Origin of the sequence: Pseudoalteromonas sp. Angola-30, assembly GCF_028599215.1 — a bacterium.
Lineage (GTDB): Bacteria > Pseudomonadota > Gammaproteobacteria > Enterobacterales > Alteromonadaceae > Pseudoalteromonas > Pseudoalteromonas atlantica.
On the sequence record NZ_JAQREI010000008.1, the window covers coordinates 61,577 to 85,480 of the forward strand.

17 protein-coding genes and 1 other RNA gene are annotated in these 23,904 nt (G+C 42.5%); 7 read left to right on the forward strand and 11 right to left on the reverse strand.

The genetic code is table 11. From position 1 onward, the window contains the following. Nucleotides 1-5 precede the first annotated feature (5 nt). From PSH54_RS11880 to PSH54_RS11895, 4 genes are all read right to left on the reverse strand, one after another. On the reverse strand, nt 6-2,765 hold the full coding sequence (locus tag PSH54_RS11880) for a response regulator (RefSeq protein ID WP_273606219.1): 2,760 nt from the start codon (nt 2,763-2,765) through the stop codon (nt 6-8). A 262-nt stretch (nt 2,766-3,027) separates the two neighbouring features. Then, a complete protein-coding gene (locus PSH54_RS11885; RefSeq protein WP_273606220.1) occupies nt 3,028-3,300 on the reverse strand; it encodes a hypothetical protein in 273 nt (90 codons plus the stop codon). A 144-nt stretch (nt 3,301-3,444) separates the two neighbouring features. Continuing rightward, an RNA gene (gene ffs / locus PSH54_RS11890) (signal recognition particle sRNA small type) lies at nt 3,445-3,541 on the reverse strand. A 138-nt stretch (nt 3,542-3,679) separates the two neighbouring features. Next, nucleotides 3,680-4,555 (reverse strand): DUF3014 domain-containing protein, encoded by an 876-nt coding sequence (locus PSH54_RS11895; protein WP_273606221.1) that lies wholly within the window; start codon nt 4,553-4,555, stop codon nt 3,680-3,682. A 222-nt stretch (nt 4,556-4,777) separates the two neighbouring features. Here PSH54_RS11895 and PSH54_RS11900 point away from each other — a divergent pair, with 222 nt between their 5' ends. Beyond that, a complete protein-coding gene (locus tag PSH54_RS11900; protein WP_004586945.1) occupies nt 4,778-5,923 on the forward strand; it encodes a patatin-like phospholipase family protein in 1,146 nt (381 codons plus the stop codon). Nucleotides 5,924-6,058: 135 nt separating this feature from the next. On the opposite strand, the gene PSH54_RS11905 is transcribed toward PSH54_RS11900, so the two are convergent. Continuing rightward, nucleotides 6,059-8,032 (reverse strand): monovalent cation:proton antiporter-2 (CPA2) family protein, encoded by a 1,974-nt coding sequence (locus tag PSH54_RS11905; protein WP_024033827.1) that lies wholly within the window; start codon nt 8,030-8,032, stop codon nt 6,059-6,061. A gap of 133 nt (nt 8,033-8,165) precedes the next feature. Between PSH54_RS11905 and PSH54_RS11910 the strand changes: the two genes are divergently transcribed. Continuing rightward, a complete protein-coding gene (locus PSH54_RS11910) occupies nt 8,166-9,062 on the forward strand; it encodes a GGDEF domain-containing protein (RefSeq protein WP_024033826.1) in 897 nt (298 codons plus the stop codon). Between the two features lie 67 nt (nt 9,063-9,129). On the opposite strand, the gene PSH54_RS11915 is transcribed toward PSH54_RS11910, so the two are convergent. The 6 genes from PSH54_RS11915 to lpxB form a co-directional block, all read right to left on the reverse strand. Then, a complete protein-coding gene (locus PSH54_RS11915) occupies nt 9,130-9,468 on the reverse strand; it encodes a hypothetical protein (protein ID WP_055253102.1) in 339 nt (112 codons plus the stop codon). After that, nucleotides 9,469-10,773, reverse strand: coding sequence for a tRNA lysidine(34) synthetase TilS (tilS, locus tag PSH54_RS11920; protein ID WP_273606222.1), 1,305 nt, complete (start codon nt 10,771-10,773; stop codon nt 9,469-9,471). 91 nt (nt 10,774-10,864) lie between these two features. Next, a complete protein-coding gene (gene accA, locus PSH54_RS11925) occupies nt 10,865-11,821 on the reverse strand; it encodes an acetyl-CoA carboxylase carboxyl transferase subunit alpha (RefSeq protein WP_004586940.1) in 957 nt (318 codons plus the stop codon). Nucleotides 11,822-11,837: 16 nt separating this feature from the next. After that, complete coding sequence (gene dnaE, locus PSH54_RS11930) at nt 11,838-15,329, reverse strand: DNA polymerase III subunit alpha (RefSeq protein ID WP_054983466.1); 3,492 nt, start codon at nt 15,327-15,329, stop codon at nt 11,838-11,840. 3 nt (nt 15,330-15,332) lie between these two features. Then, on the reverse strand, nt 15,333-15,935 hold the full coding sequence (gene rnhB / locus PSH54_RS11935) for a ribonuclease HII (protein WP_273606223.1): 603 nt from the start codon (nt 15,933-15,935) through the stop codon (nt 15,333-15,335). Then, complete coding sequence (gene lpxB, locus PSH54_RS11940) at nt 15,925-17,082, reverse strand: lipid-A-disaccharide synthase (RefSeq protein ID WP_024033822.1); 1,158 nt, start codon at nt 17,080-17,082, stop codon at nt 15,925-15,927. Before lpxB ends, rnhB begins: the two co-directional genes overlap by 11 nt. A gap of 291 nt (nt 17,083-17,373) precedes the next feature. Here lpxB and PSH54_RS11945 point away from each other — a divergent pair, with 291 nt between their 5' ends. The 5 genes from PSH54_RS11945 to cydC are packed head-to-tail and all read left to right on the forward strand — an operon-like array spanning nt 17,374 to nt 23,767. Further along, on the forward strand, nt 17,374-18,957 hold the full coding sequence (locus tag PSH54_RS11945) for a cytochrome ubiquinol oxidase subunit I (protein ID WP_273606224.1): 1,584 nt from the start codon (nt 17,374-17,376) through the stop codon (nt 18,955-18,957). Beyond that, the gene (gene cydB, locus PSH54_RS11950; protein WP_024033821.1) at nt 18,954-20,093 is read left to right on the forward strand and encodes a cytochrome d ubiquinol oxidase subunit II; all 1,140 of its coding nucleotides are present in this window, start codon (nt 18,954-18,956) and stop codon (nt 20,091-20,093) included. The genes PSH54_RS11945 and cydB overlap by 4 nt, the downstream gene beginning before the upstream one ends. Nucleotides 20,094-20,105: 12 nt before the next feature. Then, complete coding sequence (cydX, locus tag PSH54_RS11955) at nt 20,106-20,270, forward strand: cytochrome bd-I oxidase subunit CydX (RefSeq protein WP_004586934.1); 165 nt, start codon at nt 20,106-20,108, stop codon at nt 20,268-20,270. Further along, nucleotides 20,260-22,032, forward strand: a complete 1,773-nt coding sequence (gene cydD / locus PSH54_RS11960; protein WP_273606225.1) for a thiol reductant ABC exporter subunit CydD — start codon at nt 20,260-20,262, stop codon at nt 22,030-22,032. Before cydX ends, cydD begins: the two co-directional genes overlap by 11 nt. Further along, nucleotides 22,025-23,767 (forward strand): thiol reductant ABC exporter subunit CydC, encoded by a 1,743-nt coding sequence (gene cydC, locus PSH54_RS11965; RefSeq protein WP_273606226.1) that lies wholly within the window; start codon nt 22,025-22,027, stop codon nt 23,765-23,767. The genes cydD and cydC overlap by 8 nt, the downstream gene beginning before the upstream one ends. Nucleotides 23,768-23,904: the final 137 nt, after the last annotated feature.

Here is a 23,904-nt window from a genome sequence, read left to right on the forward strand (position 1 = left end):
CTGCACTAATGGGCGTTTATCACCCTCGCGATTACTTCGTACAACCCTTGTGTATTTACCGGTTTAGATACAAAGTCATCCATGCCTACACTCAAACAGCGCTGCTTATCATCTTCATAGGCGTTTGCGGTAATAGCAACAATGGGCACATGTGCCTTTGTGTTTACCTCGTTAGCCCGTATTGTTTGGGTGCACTCGTAGCCATCCATATTAGGCATTTGGCAATCCATTAAAATTAAATCAAAGCGATTTCCTTCAAGTACTTTTAGCGCTTCTATGCCATCGGTTGCCATCACTAAGTTAACCTTTGTAGGCTCTAGCATTTTTGCAATTACTTGGCGGTTAATGGGGTTATCTTCAACCAGTAAAAGTGTTTTATCGCTTAAATTAGGCAACGACTTCGGCTGTTTAACGGGCTCTGGTTTGTTGGACTGTGCTTTAGGTGCACTCACGTAAAATTTAAGTACGCTGCCTTTGCCTGGTTCGCTGTTGAGGGTAATTTCACCCTGCATTTTTTTAATTAACCCTTGGCTAATTGCTAAACCTAAGCCTGTGCCACCATACTTACGTGCCACACCTACATCAGCTTGTGTAAACTCACTAAATAACAACGACTGCTGATCTTTTTCAATACCAATGCCGCTATCGGCTACGCTTATTAAAAGTTGCTCGTTTTCGTAATCAAACGATAAGCGCACAAAACCACGCTCGGTAAACTTATACGCATTAGAGAGCAAGTTAATAATGACTTGGTTTAAACGTAGGTCGTCTACTTTTACGCAATCTGGCAGCCTGTCGCTTTGACTAACAATAAACTCGACGTGATCAGAACTTACAATGGGAGAAAACAACGACTTTATATTGGCAATAAACGGCGCAAGGTTAGTCGCCCGAGGGCTAATTTCCATAGCGTTAGCTTCTATTTTAGAAAAATCTAAAATATCGTTTAAAATTTTCAGTAAATTTTGTGCGCTTTTTTGCTGCGTATTTAATAGCTCTCGCTGCTCATCGGTTAATGAATTATCGCGTAATAAAACCTCACCCATGCCTAAAATACCGTTCATAGGGGTGCGTAGCTCGTGGCTCATATTGGCTAAAAATTGCGACTTAGCAACATTGGCTAAATTAGCCCTATTTACCGCTTTTTTAAGCTCGGTGGTTTGCTCTGCTACTTTGCCCTCTAGCTGCTGATTAAATTCGCTCAGCTGGGTATTTAACCCTTGGTTTCTGATATTAGAGGCTTGTAGGTTTTCTATTGAACGCTGCAGCGCATTAGCTAGTAATTCAAATTGCTGTTGTAGCTGCAATACTTCATGCCAGCTTGAGTCTGTATTAAACTTATGTGTTTTGGTTTTGCCAAAGCTTTGCATTAGCGTAGTTAAGCTAGTGATTGGCTGCACTAATAAATTAGCAAGTTGGTGTATAAAAATAACCACCATAAGCATCAATATCGCACTTAACAAAATAGTGGGTAGCCAAGCTTTTGCCACCGCCATACTTAAATGCTTACGATTATAAAAGGTAATAACTTGCCAGTGATTTTGTGGATCAATGTACCTAGAGCTGTGGTACACCTCGTTTTTGGTTGAACGAAATAGGTTTTTATCACCTAAATTACTGGTATTAAAGCCCTCCCCGTTAAAATGGCTCAGTATTTTAAATTCATCAAGGGAGCTAAATACCACTTTTTGCTGCGCATCTAGCACCACTAAATCGCCCGTGTACTCAAATAAGTTAGGTATAAACCGCTCTAAGCGGTCTAACTTTAACGAGCCCTCTACCACACCATAAAACGTATTGTTACGGTATATAGGTGCCGACAGCGCCACTATGGCTTCGTTACCTAGGCCGCGACCTTGAAACACGCCACTGGTATAGCCCAAAGGGAACTGCTGAGCTTGAGTAAAGTATGCTCGGTCTTTAACACTACGCTGCGCAAGGCTAAGCCCCTCTATTAAATCGCTGGGTGAGCTAAGCTCTACAAAGCCATCTGGGTTTGCATACAAGCTGGTGGTAAAGCCTGGAAATAACGACATTAATCGTTTGAGCTGCACATCGCTTGCAGTGCCCGCACTTATTGCGTCGCTACTCATAACAATAGCGTTTTTATGAAATGCTAAATAATCATTTAATTGCGTGCTAATAGACTCGGCTTTTTCTTTTAGTTGAGCGTTTACTTCATACTCTAAGCGCGCATGATGATCGTTTACTAAAATTACACTGGTTAGCAGTACCACTAAAATAATAATGACACTAACCACATAGCTTAAAATTTTTGCCAGGGGCCGACCCTGATACGCACGGCTAGCGTAAGGTACAAATACACTAACTAAATCAACCACCGCCAAGCTTATTAGCGCGTTAATTAAGTACTTTGATATAGCCACTATTAGCGTTAACCAGGCCAAGCCAATAACAAATTGGCCTATAACCCATACGAAGGGTAAACCAATACATAGCCAAAATACGCTACCCAAAGGAAGAATAGGTTTAGAGCGGCGTAAGCAAAAAGCATAAAGCCAACAAAGCTCGAGTAAATACACAATACTCGGCCAACAATGGCCCCATCTATAAAGTAAAAAACCAGAAACAATGGCAAGGCTTAGGCACGCGTAACGCAGCCCAGTAAATACTAAGCTGCATAAAACAAACAATTGCCCAAACAAAAATTCGGAGCTGTCGAAAAAATACAATGGCGAGAGATTTACTAACCCGCCTAATAACCCTAATAAAACAGCGAGTGTCCACTTACTTCTTTGCGGCATTAATCAACCTTGGGGCACTTTGTTAACACTTTATATGTTAAAATTAATGTAATTTTTACATTATTACGTACAAGGCAAGGGTTGTCTAGCAGCAATAAAACAGGAACAGATAAACAATCCCCCCTGTCAAAAAGCGAATAGCCGCAGGTAACTAATTAATTTAAAAAGAAAGGTGTGCAAATAGCCATCCACTTAGAAGGCAGGTTATAGGGCGTGCTAAACATTTGGCAATTTACACTTGTGAACGCCCTCAAAAAGCGTGTTATGTGTTTTTACTCTTTTTATGACTGTCACTTAAATTTAACTTAATACCCTTAAGCATAGGCTTAGCATTTGCGATTGCTAAATAGGCATTAGCTAACGCTTCTGGAGCTGCGCAATAATCTACATTGAGTATTACTGTTGAAACATTGAGTGACTGTAATTTATTGCCAAGCTCAGTAGATGTGAGTTTTGCTTTGGCGTTGCTAAATAAGTAATTTGATTTTTTTACATAAATAGTGAATGTTTCATCTGCTAGTGCAGTAAACGGCAATAATAAAAACAGTGTGAATGTAAAAATGAGGTAGAGCGGTAATAGTGGAAAATCGATACTCGTAATATTAAATATTTAACGGTGTCACTAAGGAATAATTTAAAAGGAATGTATTTTCACCCAAATGAGGAGTTTGGGTGGCAGTCTTACCAGCCACATCTCGGCACACACGTCACAAACTGTGGCTGCTCCCTTCCGGGCCTGACCAGGTTCGCCTGCTAGTGTTGCGAGAGGACCAATAAGACTACCATTGAGGGCCTTGGTTGGCGCGGGAAGGATTATCTCTACTTTTGGTGTGTTATTCAAGGGATAATCAAAAAAGAAAGTGCGATTGCATACTTCATATACAATCGCGGTTAAAAACAGCCTTTAATGCCTATTAATTACGCTCTAACTCGGCTTTAATTTTACGCAGTGCTGCTTTTACTTTTTTCATGTTTTCTGGGCCCATACGTAACAGCTGTTTTTGTGCAGCCGGTAATTGCTCCCATTCAGAAAACGCATACTGATAAGTAACCGAGTCTCGCAGTAGCGGTAACTCGCCTTCTGGCTCCGGTGTATCAAGTAATAACTCAATAGCATCTTCTAGCGTTTGATTAAATTCATCATCGCCGTAACCAATTTCACTGTACGCGTTGTTGATTAATGGCTTGTACTGCTCGTACATACGCACAGCTTGGGCGGCGCTCAAGCTCGTAAATACTTTTACATACGGTGTATAGCGCTCGTAGCTGTTAGGGTCAATTGTTAAAATGTCCCCTTCGCTTACGCTAAATTCTTCTTCAGGTTTAACCACTGGCGTGTGCTTTTTAGCAATTTTGCCTTTGGCTATGTTGTCTATAAATACAACGCCACGGCGAATTACATCGTCGGTTACCATTAGGCTCATTACCGAGTCGCTTAGGTATTCATCCATTTTGGCAACCACTACGGTGTCGCTTTCATCAAGCGTTGGTAATGGCTCTACAACCGGCTCTGGCTCAGCTGGGCGTTGAGCAGGTACGCTTAGCTCAGCTGGCTTTTCAGGCTTAACTGATGGCGCATCTACCACAGGGTCGTTTTCTGGCTTTAGCTCCATCACCGGTTGCTCTTTAGGTGTTTGCTCTACCTCTGTGCGAGTTTCTGGCTCGTCAGTGGGCGATAGCAGAACGAACGCAGCGGCACACACTAAGATAATTAAAATAATAACGGCGAATAAAAAATTGTTTTTAGGCGGACGTTTTTGAACATCTGACGCTTCTGGTTTATCTGACATACAAACTCCATAAATTTAAATGCATATTACTCAGAGTACGCTGAGTGGAAAAAATTCACTATCGGTAATCACTATTACTTTAAATATAGGCTTTACAACATAAACCTACACTTACTAATTAGAACAACGAGCCATAGTAACTCAGTTATTCTTTGATTCTTCTAGCTTAAAGACTTAAAGTTGATAAATAAAGAAAAGACGTTAAGCAGTTCAAAAACCACTATGAAAATCCAGCAAGTTGACCCACATAAACCTAAAATAGCCCTATTACTTACAGGTGGTGGCGCTCGCGCTGCTTATCAAGTGGGCGTGCTTAAAGCGCTTGCTCATAGTATGCCTCGCACCGCGCCTTTGCCATTTAGAATTATTAACGGCACTTCTGCAGGCGCGATTAATTCTGCAGCTTTGGCCTGTTATGCCTCGTGTGCGCATTTGGCCGTGCGTAAGCTTGAGTCTGTTTGGAAAAACTTTTCAACGTCTATGGTCTACAAAAGCGACTTTTTAAGTGTGTTTGGCCATATTGCGCGTAATATTTTAACCAGTTTTCAGTCTGAGCACATAAACCACCCACCAGGCAGTTTGCTAAATAACCGCCCTTTGCGCGGTTTATTAAACGAAATTTTAGACCTGCACCGCATTGAGCGTAATTTACATCGCAATTATTTAGAAGCGATTTCTATTACCGCTTCAAGCTATACAACTGGTGACTCTGTTGCGTTTTTTCAGTCAAACACACAAACACCTTGGCAGCGTGCCAAGCGCGAAGGTCGCCCTATGCGCATTAACGTTGAGCATTTAATGGCATCAAGCGCCATTCCTATGGTGTTTCCAAGTGTTAATGTATTTAACCACTATTTTGGCGATGGCTCTATTCACCAGCTTTCACCGCTTAGCCCATCTATTCATTTAGGGGCTGAAAAAATATTTATTATTGGGGTAGACCAACCAAAAGAGTCGCACCCAGCGGGTTACTCGCCCCACTACCCTGGGCTTTCTGCGGTTGCAGGGCATTTACTCGATAGTGTATTTAGCGACACCATGCAAGCCGACCTTGAGCGCCTTGAGCGTGTAAATCGCACTTTAGGGCTGCTTCCGGCGCGCGACAAACATCAAGAGCTGAAACAAATAGAAACCTGTATTATTAATCCATCAAAAAACTTTAACGATATTGCCGCTCAATACTACAGCGATATGCCGTGGGCAATTAAGTTGCTGCTGCGCACAATTGGGGTAAAAAAGCACTCGCAGTCGAGTTTAACCAGCTATTTATTGTTTGAAAAACGCTACACTCAGCACCTAATTCAAATTGGCTATGAAGATGGCATGAAAAAACTACCCGAAATACGCCAATTTTTAGAGCTCGATTAACTAATGTTGGCCTTTGCTAATTAAAACTTGTTCTATGGGCTATTTAATCGCAGAGCAAGCTTTAAAACCAACTGAGCTGGACAACTACCTGTGTTATTTTAATAACTTGCATCTATGTCAGTAAAAAAATGCTTTTTATTCAAGCCCATCGAGTAGGTAATGCTCTACTCGCTCTACCCGCCTAGGCTTACCTTGCAATACCAATACATCGTTTGCGCACAATGTGGTGCTGGTTGATGGGTCGTCTATTTCTTGCCCCTCTCGGCGCAAAGCTTTTACAGTCACGCGGCGTTTAGATAAGTTAAGCTCGTCTATTGTTTTATCCACCGCATAGGCTTGATCTGGCAACGCGACTACGTGCAAATATTCTAAGCGCTCAGAGGAGGTTTCTTCGTTGTCTTTAAAGTAACCGGCGTAAAAACTTTGCATAAGCGGGTAGCGATTACGGCGCTCTTTACTAACACGGCGTACAATGCGTGTCATCGGTACTCCCGACATCGACAACACATGCGAAACCAACATTAAGCTTGCCTCTAACGACTCAGGCACCACCTCAGTAACACCCAACTCTTTTAAGTTGTTTAATTGGCTGTCGTCGCGGGTTCTTATTAGTATTTTAACGTTGGGCGCAAGTTGCTTTATGGCATCTATAACCACATGGGCATGCTCAAGCTCTGTAAAGGTAATAATCACTAAGCGTGCTCGCTCTACCCCTGCGCACTTTAAAATATCTTTTTGTTTTACATAGCCAAATATTACTGGCTCACCTGCGGCTTTGCCCTCTTGTACTAAGATAGGGTTACTTTCTATGGCAACGTAATCTATGGCTTCGGGTTTTAGAAATCGCGCTATTGTTTGCCCTACGCGTGAAAAGCCACAAATAACCACGTGATCATTATATAAGGTGCTACTTTTAGGCTCGCTCTCCCTCGCCATACTGGGGTGATCTAAAATACCTAATTGCTTTAAAATTAGTGGGGTTTTATCAATTAAAAACGGGGTTAGCGCCATCGATAGCACCCCTAAGGCAATTAAAAACGACGCTTGCTCTGAATTGAGCAACTCATGCTGACTTGCCAAAGCAATAAGCACAAACCCAAATTCTCCCATTTGCCACAGCATAACGCCGCAGGCTAGCGAGTCTTGATTGCGCTCATGCATTAATCTGGCACTTAATGCCAGCACGGTAATTTTTAATATTAACAAGCCAAATAACGCGCCAATAATTACAAAACCATGCGAAAGCACAAATAAAATATCGAGCTGCATCCCCACAGTTACAAAAAACAGCCCCATTAAAATATCGCGAAATGGCCTAATATCAGCCTCTAGCTGATGGCGGTAATGGCTCTCTCCTAGCATCATGCCAGCTAAAAATGCCCCAAGCGCCATTGATAAACCAAACATGTAAGTTAAAAAACCGGCAAATAACGCCACCAAAATTGTGGTAAGCACAAACAGTTCATCGGTTCGTACCTGCGCTATTTCTTTAAATACTTTAGGCAGCACCCATTTACCAATCGCCCACAGTAATAAGCACACAAACGCGCCTTTTGTAAGCGCAAATGCCAGCGCCCAACTAATACTTTGCGAATCGCTTGAGGCAAACAATGGCAAAATAATAAGTAGGGGCACAACGGCAATATCTTGAAACAGTAATACGCCCACCGCCAGTTGCCCACGGCGCTGGTTTAGTTCGCCAGTTTCTTTTAATAGCTTAACCACCACCGCGGTTGAAGAAAGCGCCATAATTGTGCCAATGGTAAAGCTAGTGAGTAAGCTAAAATTTAAGCAATATAAAATAATAATGAAGAGCAAGCTGGTAACACCAACTTGTAACGAGCCCAGTCCAAACACAATATTGCGCATGGCCATTAGCCGCGATATAGAAAATTCGAGCCCTAAACTAAACAGTAAAAATACGATGCCCAGCTCAGCAATAAACTCTATTTCGTGAGATTGAGCAAGCCAACCAATGCCATGGCTGCCCGCTAAAACGCCTGTTGCTAAATACGCCAAAATAGGCGGCAAGCCAATGCGCTTAAAAAACCATACAAAAAGCACCGCTGCCACTAACAAGCCAAAAATTTGAGCGTTTATACTTTGCAAATTCGGCCTCCAGCGTCAATTAAACTACGGAATGAACTTTAAATATAGCAACCATATGTTTATCAAGCAATTTTAAAATATGGCATAAAAATAGCTTAGTTATTGCAAAGTAACACCCTGGGGGAAGATTTTAATGGAAAATGTCCATATTTTGACACAACGCGTGTCTGGGCGCGGCGATTTTTTGCCGTTTTCGGCAGAGCAAACACACACTAACGAAACAGCGGCAACGCACGATTTAGTTACCGAGCTACAAACAAGCCTAGTAATAGAAGATGTGTTGGCTATTTATGCAAAATTTGCCAAACAGCTACTTAACTTTTCAGGGCTGCAGTTTCAATCAACGCTCGGTACTGCACAAACCTCAGATAGCAACACGAACACTAGCCCGTACTCTTACGATTTAGCTATTGGTCGCGAGCACTTAGGACAGCTAATTTACTTTAGCCAATACCCTATTAGTAAAGCGATTGAAAACAAATTACGTGCCTTGCACAGCGCCCTTGTGTACCCACTGCGTAACGCAATGATGTACAGCCGAGTGTTAAAACTTGCCACAAAAGATGCGCTCACTGGGTTAAATAACCGTAGCCAATTTAATGACATGTTATCGCAAAAGCTCGAAAACTGCCGCCGTTACCAGCGCCCTTTTAGTTTAATGCTGCTTGATTTAGATAACTTTAAGCAAGTAAACGACAACTATGGTCATAAAGTAGGTGACGATGTTTTAAAAGAATTTTCGCAGGTACTTTGTAGCAGTATACGCGGCACCGACTCTGTATTTAGATTTGGTGGCGATGAGTTTTCGCTGATTATTGAAGACCCTGAGTTTACAACAAACAAAGTGGTTGCTGAGCGCATTATGCACTTAGTCAGAAACTCAAGTTTAATGTCTAAATACAAAGTAACCACCAGCATTGGCTTTACCCTAGCCAATAGCCAAGATTGCGAAACAGAAATATTTGCAAGAGCCGATAAAGGCTTATATAAGGCAAAAGCCTCTGGGCGCAACTGCGCAAAAGCATATTAGTATTTATATAACTCTATTATTTATAAAAGCTTAGCTTCCCCCGCTAAGCTTTTTTATTACTGTTTAATTATTTATTAGCCAGTAATTTATAAACAAACAAGGCTGCACAAAAGCCAAAAAAGAAGCCGCTCACTAAATTAAGCAATGCTGTTATGCTTGCAAGCGGGGTAAATAACACTAAAACCAATGGTAAACTTACGCCTAAAATAAAAAATAACCCGCCTTTACCTAACCAGTAGGCAAGCAGTAATACCGCCGATATCACCCCGCCCACAACGGCATAACCTAATGTAATAATATTAAGCTCTAGTAATACATTGGCTATAACAGCAACTAACGCTGTTATTAACATACCCATCGGCGCTTTGCTAACTAGCGATAGGCCTACATGTGGCTGATCTTTCATTTATTTACACTCCCAAAAAATGCCGTTTTCGTCTCGGTGTTTTTCACTTACAAAATAACCAACAACTTGCACAAGCTCATCGTTATAAAATATTAAAGGCACCCGCTCTCTTAACCACGGGGCTACTTTTGCATCTTTAAACCAGTGTTTAAGCGTATTGCTGCCTGGCTTTTTTAACGGCTTTATACGCGCACTATTACAATTAAAGCGCACGGTGACTTGCTCGTTTGGCAGTGGGACACGTAGGCCTTTACCTTGTTGCTTTATTAAAACGCGCCCATCATTAAGTGCAAGCTCATTGCTCGTTAGCGCTTCATCGGCTAATAATGTGTGTGGTGTAACAAAATACAAATACCCTTGATGGCGTCGTATTTGCCCTTCGCTTAAATCAACTTGCATTTGCGCATCAGCCTGCGCATTTATGGCTTGGTTAATTATTTGCAAAAGCTGCTTTTGTGAGGGCATTACTTGGGTAAATAAGCTAAGCCATGCACGAACCACATTGGTTATGCGCACGTCGCTGTAGGTGGTTAGTTGGCTAACGCTCAGTGCTTGATGGGCGTTTACGCTTTGTTTTAAATCAAGTTCAGTGTACTCATCAAGTAGCGCTTGTTGTTGCTGTAGTAACTCAATGCTGCGCCCAGCACAATGTTCAAAACCTTTAAAGCGCTTTGCAAGTATAGGCACTACACGTGCACGTAAAAAGTTACGATCAAAACGCTCATCGGTATTTGAGTCATCAGTAATGTGCGTAATATTAAACTCTGTGGCAAAGTGCTCTATATCACTGCGCGTTATGTTTAAAAGCGGTCTGTAGCATATTCGCCCGCTTTGTAGTTCACGCATTTTTTGCATTGCGCCTAACCCTTTTAAGCCAGAGCCGCGCTTTAACCGCAGTAAAAACGTTTCTATTTGATCGTTTAAATGCTGACCCAACAAAATAACACTGCCCGCGGGGCTTAGCTCATCAAGTGCTTTGTAACGCGCCTCACGTGCCTGCGCTTCAAGGCTTGTTCGTGTTTTTGAGTTTATTGTTACCTGCGCGGCATTAAACGATATATTTAGCTCAGCGCACAAGTTTTGGCAAAAGCGCTGCCAGTCATTCGCGTATTGGCTTAAACCATGATTAACATAAATCGCGTTTACGTTTAGCTTTGGTTGCGCTTGTTTTAATAAGTGCATTATATGAAGCAATACCACCGAATCCACGCCACCCGAAAGCGCCACCGTAAAGTTATACTGCTGGTGCTTAAAAAAGTGCTCAAGGGCGTGTTTAACGTGCTGATAAATAGGTGATGCTTGCATGGATACGCTATAAATTTAATGTTTGCAGTATTTTAAAACAAAAAAGCCGCATAAGCGGCCTTTTTTAACAATAAATGTGTTGGTTAGCTAATTAGCAGTAACCAAACGACATTAAACGTTTGTAGCGTTGATCTAGCATGTCTTCAAGCGATAGCGCTTGTAAGTCAGCAAGGTCACGTTTTAAACGTGTTTTTAAGTTACGTGCCATTGCATCGTAATTGCGGTGTGCGCCGCCTAAAGGCTCTTCAACTAAGTTATTAATTAAATCGAGCTCTTTAACACGCTCTGCAGTTACACCCATTGCCTCTGCGGCAAGTGGTGCTTTATCGGCGCTTTTCCATAAAATTGAAGCACAGCCTTCTGGCGAAATTACTGAGTACGTGCTGTATTGCAACATGTTAACTCTGTCGCCAACACCAATGGCTAATGCACCACCAGAGCCGCCTTCGCCAATAACCGTACAAATTGTGGGTACTTTAAGTGCCGCCATTACTTTTAGGTTACGTGCAATTGCCTCAGACTGACCGCGCTCTTCAGCGCCCACACCTGGGTATGCCCCTGGGGTGTCGATAAAGGTCATAATTGGCATTTTAAAACGCTCGGCCATTTCCATTAAACGTAGCGCTTTGCGGTAGCCTTCTGGTTTTGGCATACCAAAGTTACGTTTAATTTTTTCAGCTGTATCACGCCCTTTTTGCTGGCCAATCACCATTACTGGTTCGCCATCTAAACGTGCAACACCACCTAAAATAGCCGGATCGTTAGCAAAAGTACGATCGCCTGCAAACTCGTCAAATTCCGTGAAAATGCGCTCGATATAATCTCGAGTGTAAGGACGCAACGGATGACGCGCTAACTGCGATACTTGCCAAGCGCCTAAATTTGAGAATATTTCCTCTTTTTGCTTAGCGCTTTTTTCTTTTAATTTGCTGACTTCCTCTTCTAACTCAAGGTCTAATTCGCCAGCGCGGCTTATGCTTTGTAATTCTTCAATTTTTGCTTCTAATTCTGCAATCGGAAGCTCAAAATCAAGATAATTGAGGCTCATGCTCTAAACTACCTAATCAGTTAAATTCTAGTTCTACATCTTGTGCCGCCATGAGTGATAACTTATGAATTAAGTCGTCGCTCGGCGTAACACACCATTCGATCCCTAGGGTTAATTGAGCCAACGCATCGGGGCGCTGGTAATAAACCTTGATCGGACACGTTCCCATTTTATAAGGTTCGAGTACTTTTTGTAATTTATCGAAGAAACCTGCCTCGATTTGCACCATGTTCAGCGTCATTTTAATCGCTTTAATGCGTTTTTCACGCGCTTGAGCAATGGTGTTTATTTCTCTGGCGGTCATTGTAATGCCACCGGAGAAGTTATCAAAGCTGACCTGTCCAGATATTACCAAGATATTGTTTACTTGAAGCATTTCTTGGTACATTTCGAACTGTTCAGGAAACAAGCGTACATCAATACGGGCGCTCTTGTCATCTAAAGTTATTAAGCCCCAACGATTTCCTTTTTTATTAATTAATGTCCGCGCTGAAATAACTAAACCCGCCGCCGTAGAGAGTACATCACGATTTGTTGGCTGTAAATCCACCAGCTTGCCGCTGGTGTAATGTCTAAGTTCACGACGATACTGATTTATCGGATGCCCTGTTAAATAAAGGCCTAGCGTGTCTTTTTCGCCATCAAGCCATTGGTTATCGGTAAGCGGTGTGGCTTTAATAAAGGCTTGCTCAACTTCATCAGGCTCAGTGGCCAGTAAGCCAAATAAATCGCTTTGCCCAAGTTGCTCAGCTTTGTTGTGCTGATCGGCAGCGCGCATGGCATCTTTTAAACTTGCCAGTAATGTTGCACGCCCTGCTTGGGTTTTCTCTGGCCCGAGTTGATCAAGTGCACCGGCGTAAATTAATTTTTCGGTCACACGTTTATTTAAGCGTTTTAAATCTACACGGGCACAAAAATCAAATAAATCTTTAAATGGGCCGCCTTTTGCGCGCGCTTCTAAAATGGCCTCTACCGGCGCTTCACCTACGCCTTTAATAGCACCAATACCGTAAACAATTTCACCTTGCAGGTTTACCGTAAATTTAAATTCTCCGGCGTTTACATCAGGCGGTAATAAGGTGAGCTTCATGTTTTCACATTCATCCACCAAGATTACTATTTTGTCGGTGTTATCCATATCGGCCGACATTACCGCAGCCATAAATTCTGCCGGATGGTGCGTTTTCATCCACAGCGTTTGGTACGAAACCAGTGCATACGCTGCCGAGTGAGATTTATTAAAACCATAGCCTGCGAATTTTTCTACCAGGTCGAAAATTTTAATTGCCAGTTCGCCGTCTATACCATTATTGCGTGCGCCTTCTTCAAAGGTTGAACGCTGTTTGGCCATTTCTTCGGGTTTTTTCTTACCCATTGCACGACGTAACATGTCGGCGCCACCAAGCGTATAGCCTGCTAGTACTTGGGCAATTTGCATTACTTGTTCTTGGTACAAAATAATGCCGTAAGTAGGCTCAAGTATGGGCTTTAAGCTTTCGTGTTGGTATTGGGCATCTGGGTATGAAATTTCTTCTCGGCCAAGCTTACGGTCGATGAAGTTATCTACCATGCCTGATTGCAGTGGGCCTGGGCGGAACAAGGCTACCAATGCAATCATATCTTCAAAGCAATCGGGCTTTAATCGGCGTACGAGGTCTTTCATGCCGCGCGATTCTAGCTGGAATACCGCGGTTGTTTCGGCGCGCAGTAATAGCTCTATACTTTTTTTATCATCCAATGGAATGGTATTTATATCAACGGGCGCTTTGCCTTCGCGCTTCATGCGCTCGTTGGTCATATCCACAGCCCACTGCAAAATGGTCAAGGTACGTAAGCCCAAGAAATCGAACTTAACTAGGCCTGCGGTTTCTACGTCGTTTTTATCAAACTGTGTTACCGGAAACTTACCTTCGTCATCGCAATAAAGTGCAGCAAAGTCGGTAATGGTCGTCGGCGATATTACAACACCACCGGCGTGTTTACCGGCATTACGTGTACACCCTTCTAGGATGCGACACATATCGATTAAATCTTTTACCTCTGAGTCGCCATCGTAGGCTTCTTGTAAACGCGGCTCTACCTCAAACGCTTTGGCAAGCGTCATGCCGGGATCCCCTGGGATCAGCTTAGAAATTCGATCAACAAAACCATAAGGGTGGCCAAGTACACGCCCTACATCGCGTATTACCGCTTTTGCAGCCATGGTACCAAAGGTAATAATTTGTGATACCGCGTCCCGCCCATACAATGCCGATACATGGTCAATTACCTCATCACGCCTGTCCATACAAAAATCGACATCGAAATCGGGCATTGATACACGTTCAGGGTTTAAGAATCGCTCAAAGAGTAAATCAAATTCAAGCGGATCAAGGTCGGTAATTTTTAGGGCATACGCCACTAATGAACCCGCACCCGAACCACGCCCTGGCCCCACTGGAATATTGTTATCTTTACTCCACTGAATAAACTCCATTACGATTAAGAAGTAGCCTGGAAAACCCATTTGGTTAATTACACCAAGCTCTACTTTTAAGCGCTCGTCGTATTCGCCTCGTTTTTCTTGTCGCTCTTGTTCATCGGGGAATAAAAACTGCAGGCGCTCTTCAAGGCCATCTTCTGAAACCTTAACTAAAAAGTCTTCAATTTTTAACGAGCCGGTTGGGTAATCAGGCAAAAAGTAAGTGCCTAGTTGCACCGTTACGTTACAGCGTTTGGCTATTTCTACCGTATTTTGCAGCGCTTCAGGAATATCGCTAAATAGCTCGGCCATTTGCTCAGGCGTTTTTAGGTATTGCTCTTGTGAAAATCGTTTAGGGCGGCGTTTATCATCAAGGGTGTAACCGTCAAAAATAGCCACACGAATTTCGTGCGCTTCAAAGTTTTCGGGCTTTAAAAAAACCACTTCGTTTGTGGCAACAACGGGCAGTTGCTCTTTAGCTGCAAGCTCTACCGCCATATGCAGGTAGTCTTCTTCAAGCGGACGGTCGGTGCGAATAAGCTCTAAATAGTAATGATCGCTAAAATGCTGCTTATAAAAGCTCACTACAGATTCAATAACGCCTGGATTATTTTTTAATAAGGCTTTACCTAAATCACCATCTTTTGCGCCTGAGAGAATAATAAGCCCTTCTTTGTGCTTAACTAGCCATTCTCGGTCAATCACCGGGCGATGAAATATATGCCCGCGTTGGTAAGCTTCAGATATTAATAAGGTAATGTTTTTATAACCGTCGTTGTTTTTAGCTAGCAACGTAATACGGCTTGGCTCATCTGGAAACTCTGGGCTGCGCAACCAAAAATCGGCTCCCACTATGGGTTTAATACCGGCACTGTGGGTTGCGCCATAAAAACGCACTAAACCACAAAAGTTCATTTGATCGGTAATTGCCAGCGCTGGCATTTCAAGCTCTTGCGCTTTAGCAACAATAGGCTTGGTTTTAGCTAAGCCATCGACCATCGAAAAGTCTGAGTGAACCCGTAAATGTACAAAATCTGGAGCGGCCATTATTTATGCCTCGCCCTTTGCTTGCATTAGCACACGTTGTACCGGCTTAAAACTTTTACGGTGCTCATCAATAGCACCGTACTGCTCAAGCGCTGCAAAATGTGTTTTAGTTGGGTACCCTTTGTGCCCTGCAAACCCGTATTGCGGGTAGCGAGTATCAAGCTCAAGCATTTCATCATCACGCGCTACTTTGGCTAAAATAGAGGCTGCTGAAATTTCAGCCACTAAACTATCGCCTTTAACAACTGCTTGAGCCGGCATAGCTAATTTAGGTAAGCGGTTACCATCTACAAATACAAACTCTGGTTGCGTACTTAACCCCTCAACTGCACGCGTCATTGCAAGCATAGTTGCATGCAAAATGTTTAACTCGTCAATCTCTGTTGGGCTACAACGACCAATGGCATAACACAGCGCTTTTTGTTTTATTTCTATAGCCAGTGCTTGGCGCTTTTTGTCGGTTAGCTTTTTAGAGTCAGCTAAACCTGCAATAGGATTCGCTGGGTCAAGTATTACCGCAGCGGTAACAACATCACCGACAAGCGGGCCACGCCCTACTTCATCTACACCGGCAATTAAGGTTACGTTGGGTCGTTCAATTTGCATTTATTAACTCCGCCACAGCCTTGGCTGCTTGTTTGCTGGCATTTAATCTAATTTTTTCGTGGATGGCTAAAAAGCGTGCTTTTAGTTCTTTATTATCGGTATTTAGCATAGGCGTAAGTGCGCCCGTTAAATTAGCCACGTTACATTCACTTTGTAAAAACTCCGGCACTAGCTCTTCATCGGCTAATAAGTTTGGCAGTGAAAAATATTTAATATTAAAGGTAAACAAGGTTTTAAAAATCCAATAGCTCATTGGCTTAATTTTATAACCCACCACCATAGGCTTTTTATACAGCATGCCTTCAAGCGTTGCTGTGCCTGATGCCAGTAAAATGGCATCAGCTGCTTGCATGGCTAGTTTTGACTGACCATCGAGTAAGTTTACATTTAAATTTGGTGCAGTGGCATTTAAAATTTCACTAAATTGCGCTTTGCGTTTTTCGTTAACCAGCGGCACCACTATTTTAAGGTCTGGGTTTTGCGCTTGTAACTGCGCAGCTGTATTTATATAGGTTTCGCTGAGCAAGCCTACTTCTGAGCCACGGCTACCTGGCAGTAAAGCCAGTACTTTGTCGTCGGTATTTAGGCCAAGTTCTTGGCGGGCTTGGCTATCGTCGTGCTCAAGCGCTATATCGTCAGCTAAGGTGTGTCCTACAAATGTACACGGTACTTGGTGCTTATCGTAAAATTCTTTTTCAAACGGCAGCAGAGCAAGCACTAAATTTGTGGCAGCACTAATGGTATGAATACGTTTTTCGCGCCATGCCCAAACCGACGGGCTTACGTATTGAATGGTTTTAATACCGGCATCTTTTAAAGGTTTTTCTACGCGTAGGTTAAAATCGGGCGCATCAATACCTATAAATACATCGGGTGGGTTATCTTTAAAGTGCTGTACCAGCTGCTTACGTATTTTAAGTAAACGCGGCAAACGCCCTAATACTTCAACCAGCCCCATTACCGAGAGCTCGTCCATATCGTAAAGCGTTTTACAGCCTTGCGCCTGCATTTTTGGCCCTGCAATGCCTTCAAAAATGGCATCTGGAAAGTGCGTTTTAAGTGCTTTAATTAAGCCTTCGCCTAAAATATCGCCCGACAGCTCACCTGCCACAATACCAATACGTAGTTGTTTTTTCTCTTTATTCATTCGACTTTATTTATCAGGCGTTCATAGCGGTTAGTTTACCGTGTTTTAATGTTTGGTTAAACGCTTTAAATTAACGATTATTTGTAACTAATTTAGTACCAAACGATTGTTTGTATTTCATACTGATGTAGCATGGTGAATATATATTAACTTTTTCTAATATGTTTATTGACAAAAATTGTGCAAACGTAAATAATATTCCAAACTTTCAGTAATTACTGAAAGTTCATTAATTTTAACTTTGCCAATTATTAATTGCCTTGTTAACCCGTCACCCTCAAGGAGCCAAAAATGATAGATGAAACCTTTGTGGATCTATCGCGATTGCAGTTTGCTGTTACCGCACTCTTCCATTTCTTATTCGTGCCTTTAACCATAGGTATGACCTGGATTTTAGTTATTATGGAATCGGTTTATGTTATGACCGGTCGCGAAATTTATCGTGATATGACTAAGTTTTGGGGAAAATTGTTTGGTATTAACTTTGCTATTGGGGTGGCAACGGGCCTGACCATGGAGTTTGAGTTTGGTACTAACTGGTCTTATTACTCGCATTACGTAGGCGATGTATTTGGCGCCCCGCTCGCTATTGAAGGCTTAATGGCGTTCTTTTTAGAGTCGACCTTTGTGGGTATGTTCTTTTTAGGCTGGGATAGGTTAACTAAACGCCAACATTTGGGCGCTACATTTTTAATGGCGCTAGGTACTAATATGTCGGCGCTGTGGATATTAATAGCTAACGGGTGGATGCAAAACCCGGTAGGGGCAGAGTTTAACTATCAAACCATGCGCATGGAAATGACCAGCTTTGCAGAGCTTGTATTTAACCCAGTGGCGCAGGTTAAGTTTATTCATACGGTATCGGCCGGTTACGTAGCCGCTTCTATGTTTGTACTGGGCATTAGTAGTTGGTACATATTAAAAGGCCGAGATTTAGCCTTTGCTAAGCGCTCGTTCTCGGTGGCATCGGGCTTTGGTTTAGCATCCATATTGTGTGTAATTTTATTAGGTGACGAATCAGGCTACGAAGTAGGCGAAGTTCAAAAAGTAAAACTTGCCACCATAGAAGCTGAATGGCGTACCGAAGAAGCACCCGCTGCGTTTACCGCGCTTGGTTTTCCTGACTCAGATGAGCAGGTAACGCATGCAGCAGTAAAAATACCCTACGCACTAGGCATTATTGCTACCCGCTCTTTAGATGAGCAAGTTATTGGTATTTCTGATTTAGAGAAAAAACACGAGGTACGCATTCGTAACGGCATGATAGCGTACGAATACCTCCAAAAGCTAAGAAATGGCGATGACAGCGAAGAAAACATAGCTAAATTTGATTCTCTTAAAGCCGATTTAGGTTATGGCTTGCTGCTTAAGCGCTATACCCCCAATGTGGTAGATGCCACAGAAGAGCACATTCAAATGGCAGTTAAAGACTCGTTCCCTAAAGTGGGGCCTATGTTTTGGTCATTTAGAATAATGGTGGCCTGTGGTGTAGCTATGCTGGCCGTATTTGTATTGGCATTTTATTACAACGCACACCGTATTATTGAGCAAAAACGTTGGCTACTGTGGGCTGCAGTATTGAGTATTCCGCTACCTTGGATTGCAATAGAATTTGGTTGGATCGTTGCTGAATATGGTCGCCAGCCTTGGGCTATATCAGAAATATTACCGACCTTTTTAGCCACTTCGTCACTGACGGTAAACGATATTTTAATTAGCTTAACTGGGTTTATTATTTTTTACACTGGCCTTGCCATTGTAGAAGGTTGGTTAATGGTGCGCTTTATTAAACAAGGCCCAAGCTCGTTACATACAGGCAAGTATCACTTTGAGTTACCAAACAAAGCAGATAAAAACGCAGGAGAGCAATTATGATTTTTGATTATGAAACATTAAAAATGCTGTGGTGGTTGCTCATTGGCGTACTGCTAATAGGCTTTGCAATTACCGATGGCATGGATATGGGCGTAGCGATGCTGCTTCGCCTTGTTGGTAAAACAGACTCAGAGCGCCGCACTGTAATCAACACCATTGGCGCCCACTGGGACGGTAACCAAGTATGGTTTATTACCGCAGGCGGCGCTTTATTTGCAGCGTGGCCTATGGTGTATGCCGCTGCATTTTCGGGCTTTTACTTTGCCATGATGCTGGTCTTGTTTGCGTTATTTTTTAGACCTTTAGGTTTTGATTACCGCTCAAAAATAGACTCTAAACGCTGGCGTAATAACTGGGATTGGGGCTTATTTGCAGGCAGCGCCATTCCGGCTTTAGTATTTGGTGTGGCATTTGGTAACTTATTTTTAGGTGTACCGTTTAATATTGATAACTTACTGCGTGTAAGTTACCAAGGCTCGTTTTTTGGCTTACTCAACCCATTTGGCCTACTGGCAGGTTTAATTAGTATCACCATGTTAATTGCCCATGCTGGCATGTGGCTACAACTGCGCACAGCAGATGCCGTTGCAGAGCGCTCAGCGCAATATGGCCGCTACGCATTAGTGGTATTTATTGTACTGTTTGCGGCTGCGGGTTTTTGGGTAGCAAACATAAATGGCTACCAAATTGTTTCTATGCCTGATACGCAAAGCCATGCAGATCCGTTGGCAAAAGTTGTAAGCACAGCGCAAGGTGCGTGGCTTAATAATTACAGCGAGCGCCCATGGACAATGACCTTCCCTATTTTAGGCTTTGTTATGGCACTCAGTGCTTTACTGTTCTCTAAACTAAACAAGCCAGCACTTGGGCTTATTTCAACCAGCATTATGTTAATTGGCGTTATTATGACGGCGGGTGTATCGCTGTTCCCATTTATTATGCCATCTGTTAATAACCCAGATATTAGCTTAACTATTTGGGATGCGGTGTCGAGCCACAGAACGCTTAATATTATGTTTGTTGCTGTTGTTATATTTATTCCGTTAATTTTGGCCTACACCACCTGGTGTTACGTAAAAATGTGGCGCAGAGTAACGGTAGACGAAATTGAAAACAACACGCACGGTAGCTACTAAGGAGACTAAATTATGTGGTATTTCGCTTGGATTTTAGGTGTACTTTTAGCCTGTACCTTAGGTGTTATAAATGTAATGTGGTACGAGTTTCATCAAAATAAAAACAGCATAGCTGATGATGAACAACCGATGCACGATTTACTAAACGAAGCTAACAACACAAAAGATGACGACTAATCCCCGACCAAATCGCGCGCAGCAGCAATCTCTGCGCGCTCTTTTAAAACGGCAAAGTAAGCCTGCGGGTGCATGGCTAAAGTTAAGTATTGCACTGGGCACATTTAACGCTATTTTAATGATTGCAGGCGCCTATTTACTGGCACAAACTATTCATAACGTTATGTTTGAAGGTGCAAGCCTTAACCAAGTAACCCACTTACTTTGGCCACTTGCGGGTATTATTTTACTCAGAGCCCTATTTTTAGCTATCAGTGAAAGGCTCAGTGCTTATGCGGCACTTAAAATAAAGTCGGCTATGCGCCAAACCTTATTAACCAAATTAACGCATCTTGGCCCAAGTTATATTGAACAACACGGCCAAGGAGCAACGCTCAACACCGTGCACGATGGCGTTGAAGCACTGCACGACTACTACGCTAAATACTTGCCTGGCGTTGCTTATAGCGCGCTTATTCCGCTGGCAATATTGGTGGTTATTTTTCCAACCGACTATAAAGCAGGCTTAATATTTTTATTAACCGCTCCGCTTATTCCGTTTTTTATGATTTTGGTGGGCTCAAAGGCCGAGGCGTTAAATCAAAAAAGATGGCAGCAACTGGCCGTACTAGGTAATTACTTTTTTGACCGCGTACAAGGTTTAACACAACTTAAATTGTTTAACGCAACGCAAAAAGAGCTAAAACAAATAGCCAAAATTTCTGATGACTTTAGGCACGCTACACTCGGTGTTTTAAAAATTGCCTTTTTATCATCATTTGCGCTGGAATTTTTAGCCACTATTAGTGTGGCACTGGTAGCGGTAATCATTGGTTTTAGACTGTTTTTTGGCACGCTTGATTTTTCAACCGGCTTTGTTGTTTTACTACTTGCCCCAGAATTTTACTTACCCCTGCGCCAATTAGGCAGCCACTACCATGCCCGCTTGCAAGGTATAAGCGCTGCGGCCGATATGGTTACTATTTTAAATGCCCCACTTCCTGAGCAGTCACAGCAACATGAAACAAAGTTTGAGGAGCATATAAGCTCAATAAACATAAACAACTTAAACTTTACCTACCCAAACAGTAACGAAGGCATAAAAAATATAAACCTTACGCTACCCGCTAAAGGGCTAGTGGCAGTAGTAGGTGCTAGTGGCTCAGGTAAAAGTACTTTATTTGATTGTTTATTAGGGTTTCATCCGCAGGTGATTGAACAAATAAGCATTAATAATAAACCACTTGATGCTACAAGCATGAGTACATTACAGAACGCAATTGCGTGGATCCCCCAAACCCCAACGCTTTTTTATCAAAGCATTAGCGATAACATAAAAATAGCCAAGCCAGCCGCTACGCAACTCGAGCTTGAGCAAGCCGCACACCAAGCGGGCGCCTTAGATTTTATAAACACGTTAGAGAATGGGTTCGACACCCTGATAGGTGAGCAAGGTGAAGGGCTCTCTGGCGGTCAAAAGCAGCGTATAGCCCTTGCACGGGCGTTTTTAAAACAAGCGCCTATTTTAGTGCTTGACGAACCGACAGCCCACCTTGATAGCCAAACCGAGCAGCTTATTCAGCAGGCTATAAATAATTACGCTAAAAACCACTTAGTGTTGGTCATTGCCCACCGCCTAAATACGGTGAAAAACGCAAGCAATATCCTTGTTATGCAAAATGGCGAAATAGCACAGCAAGGTACTTACAGCCAACTTGAGCAGCAACAAGGCGCATTTAAATCACTCCTTAATTTACAAGCGCAAGGAGCAAACAATGACTAATTTTATTAGGCTATTAAAGCTTTGCCGCCCCCATTATAAAGCCATGCTACTGGGTACTTTTTTAGCGACGTTAACGGTACTTGCAAACGTGGGCTTATTAGCTATATCGGGGTGGTTTTTAGCCTCAATGGCGGCAGCGGGTATTGCAGGCGTACAAATGAATTACTTTACTCCTGCAGGAACCATTCGATTTTTAGCGATTGTACGAACTGCATCACGCTATGGTGAGCGCTTAGTAACACATAACGCGACGTTTTTATTGCTTAGTGAAATACGTGTTAATATGTTTGCCACGCTAAGTAAGCTAAACAATGTAGATTTAGCAATGAGCCGCAGCGCCGATTTAGTTAACCGCTTACAAAATGATGTGGATGCGCTTGATAAGTTTTACTTAAACATATTACTGCCAATGCTGGTAGCGCTGTTGAGTGTGCCCATAATTATGGTGTTTATGGCGGCTTATAACGCCAACGTTGCGCTTATTTGTTTTATGGGCATTTTACTAATTGGTGTTGTTTTACCTGCGCTGTTAAGTGCTAAATTAAATAAAAATAGCCATAAAGAAACACAGCTCAGTGCACAACTTAGAGCAGAACTTTCTGACACCCTAACCGGCCTTAGAGAGCTGAGTATTTATCAGGCACGTGCTGGGCAAATTTCAAAATGTAATGAACTAAACGAGCAATATAACCAACAACTTTATAGTCGCCATAAAGTACTAGCAAATAGCGACGGTTTAAGTTTGCTGGTTGTGCAGCTAGCTATGCTTGGCGCCATAGTCACTATTGTGCCTTTGGTTTACAGCGGCGCTATGGTAAATGTTGAGCTTGCTATGTTAAGCCTATTTGTATTAGCAAGCTTTGAAACTGTATTGCTGTTGCCTAATGCATTTATAGAACTACCCACTGTACTCAAAGCCGCTGAGCGACTATTTACACTGGAAGATAAAGTCACAGCGCAAGAAGCTAATAGCGCTGAGTTAGTTGAGATGCAGTTTGATAAAAACAATACAACTTTGGCGCTTAATAACATTGGCTATAAATACCAGGAGCACAGTGCTTTAACTAATATCAGCTTTACCCTTAAAGCTCAGCAAAAAGTAGCGATTGTAGGCAGAAGCGGCAGTGGTAAAAGCACCTTGGTTAATTTACTTACCGGTTTATGGCCTGTGCAGCAAGGCAGTATTAGGCTAAGCGATGAAAATAACGCAGAAGAACTCCACGCACTAAGCAGCAACACCCGCGCAAGCATTATTAATATACTCGCGCAGCAGCATCATATTTTTGATGGCACATTAAGTGAAAACTTACGCTATGCAAAGCCAAGCGCCACAAAAGAAGAAATGCTTGAAGCCATTAACCTTGCACAACTAAAACCTTGGTTTAATGAGCTACAAGATGGATTAAAAACCCGTTTAGGCACAGGTGGGAGAAGTGTTTCTCAAGGCCAATCAAGGCGCATAGCCATTGCGCAAGCTTTATTACAAAACCCAGCTATTTTAGTCCTTGATGAGCCTACTGAAGGGCTTGATAACCAATCTAAGCAAACGGTAATGAACGCTATTATGCAGGTAATGAGTAACGCAAGCGTACTTACCATTACCCACGACCCTGCTCTTTTAGCGCAAATGGATAACATTATTTGGCTAGAAAATGGCAGCCTTGTAGCGCAAGGCACTCATAAAGAGCTTAGCGAAACATATACCGATTATGTTGCCTTAACTACTCGGTTTTAAATAACTTGAACTCTGGTTAAGAGATTTACTAACCAGCTGAGTATTAATGAAACTTAATTTTGTTTTCTCTTGCTAGAAATTTTAAGTGGAAACAAGGCGAATTTACGCGTCAATAGCTAGCTTATTGCAAGAAAATT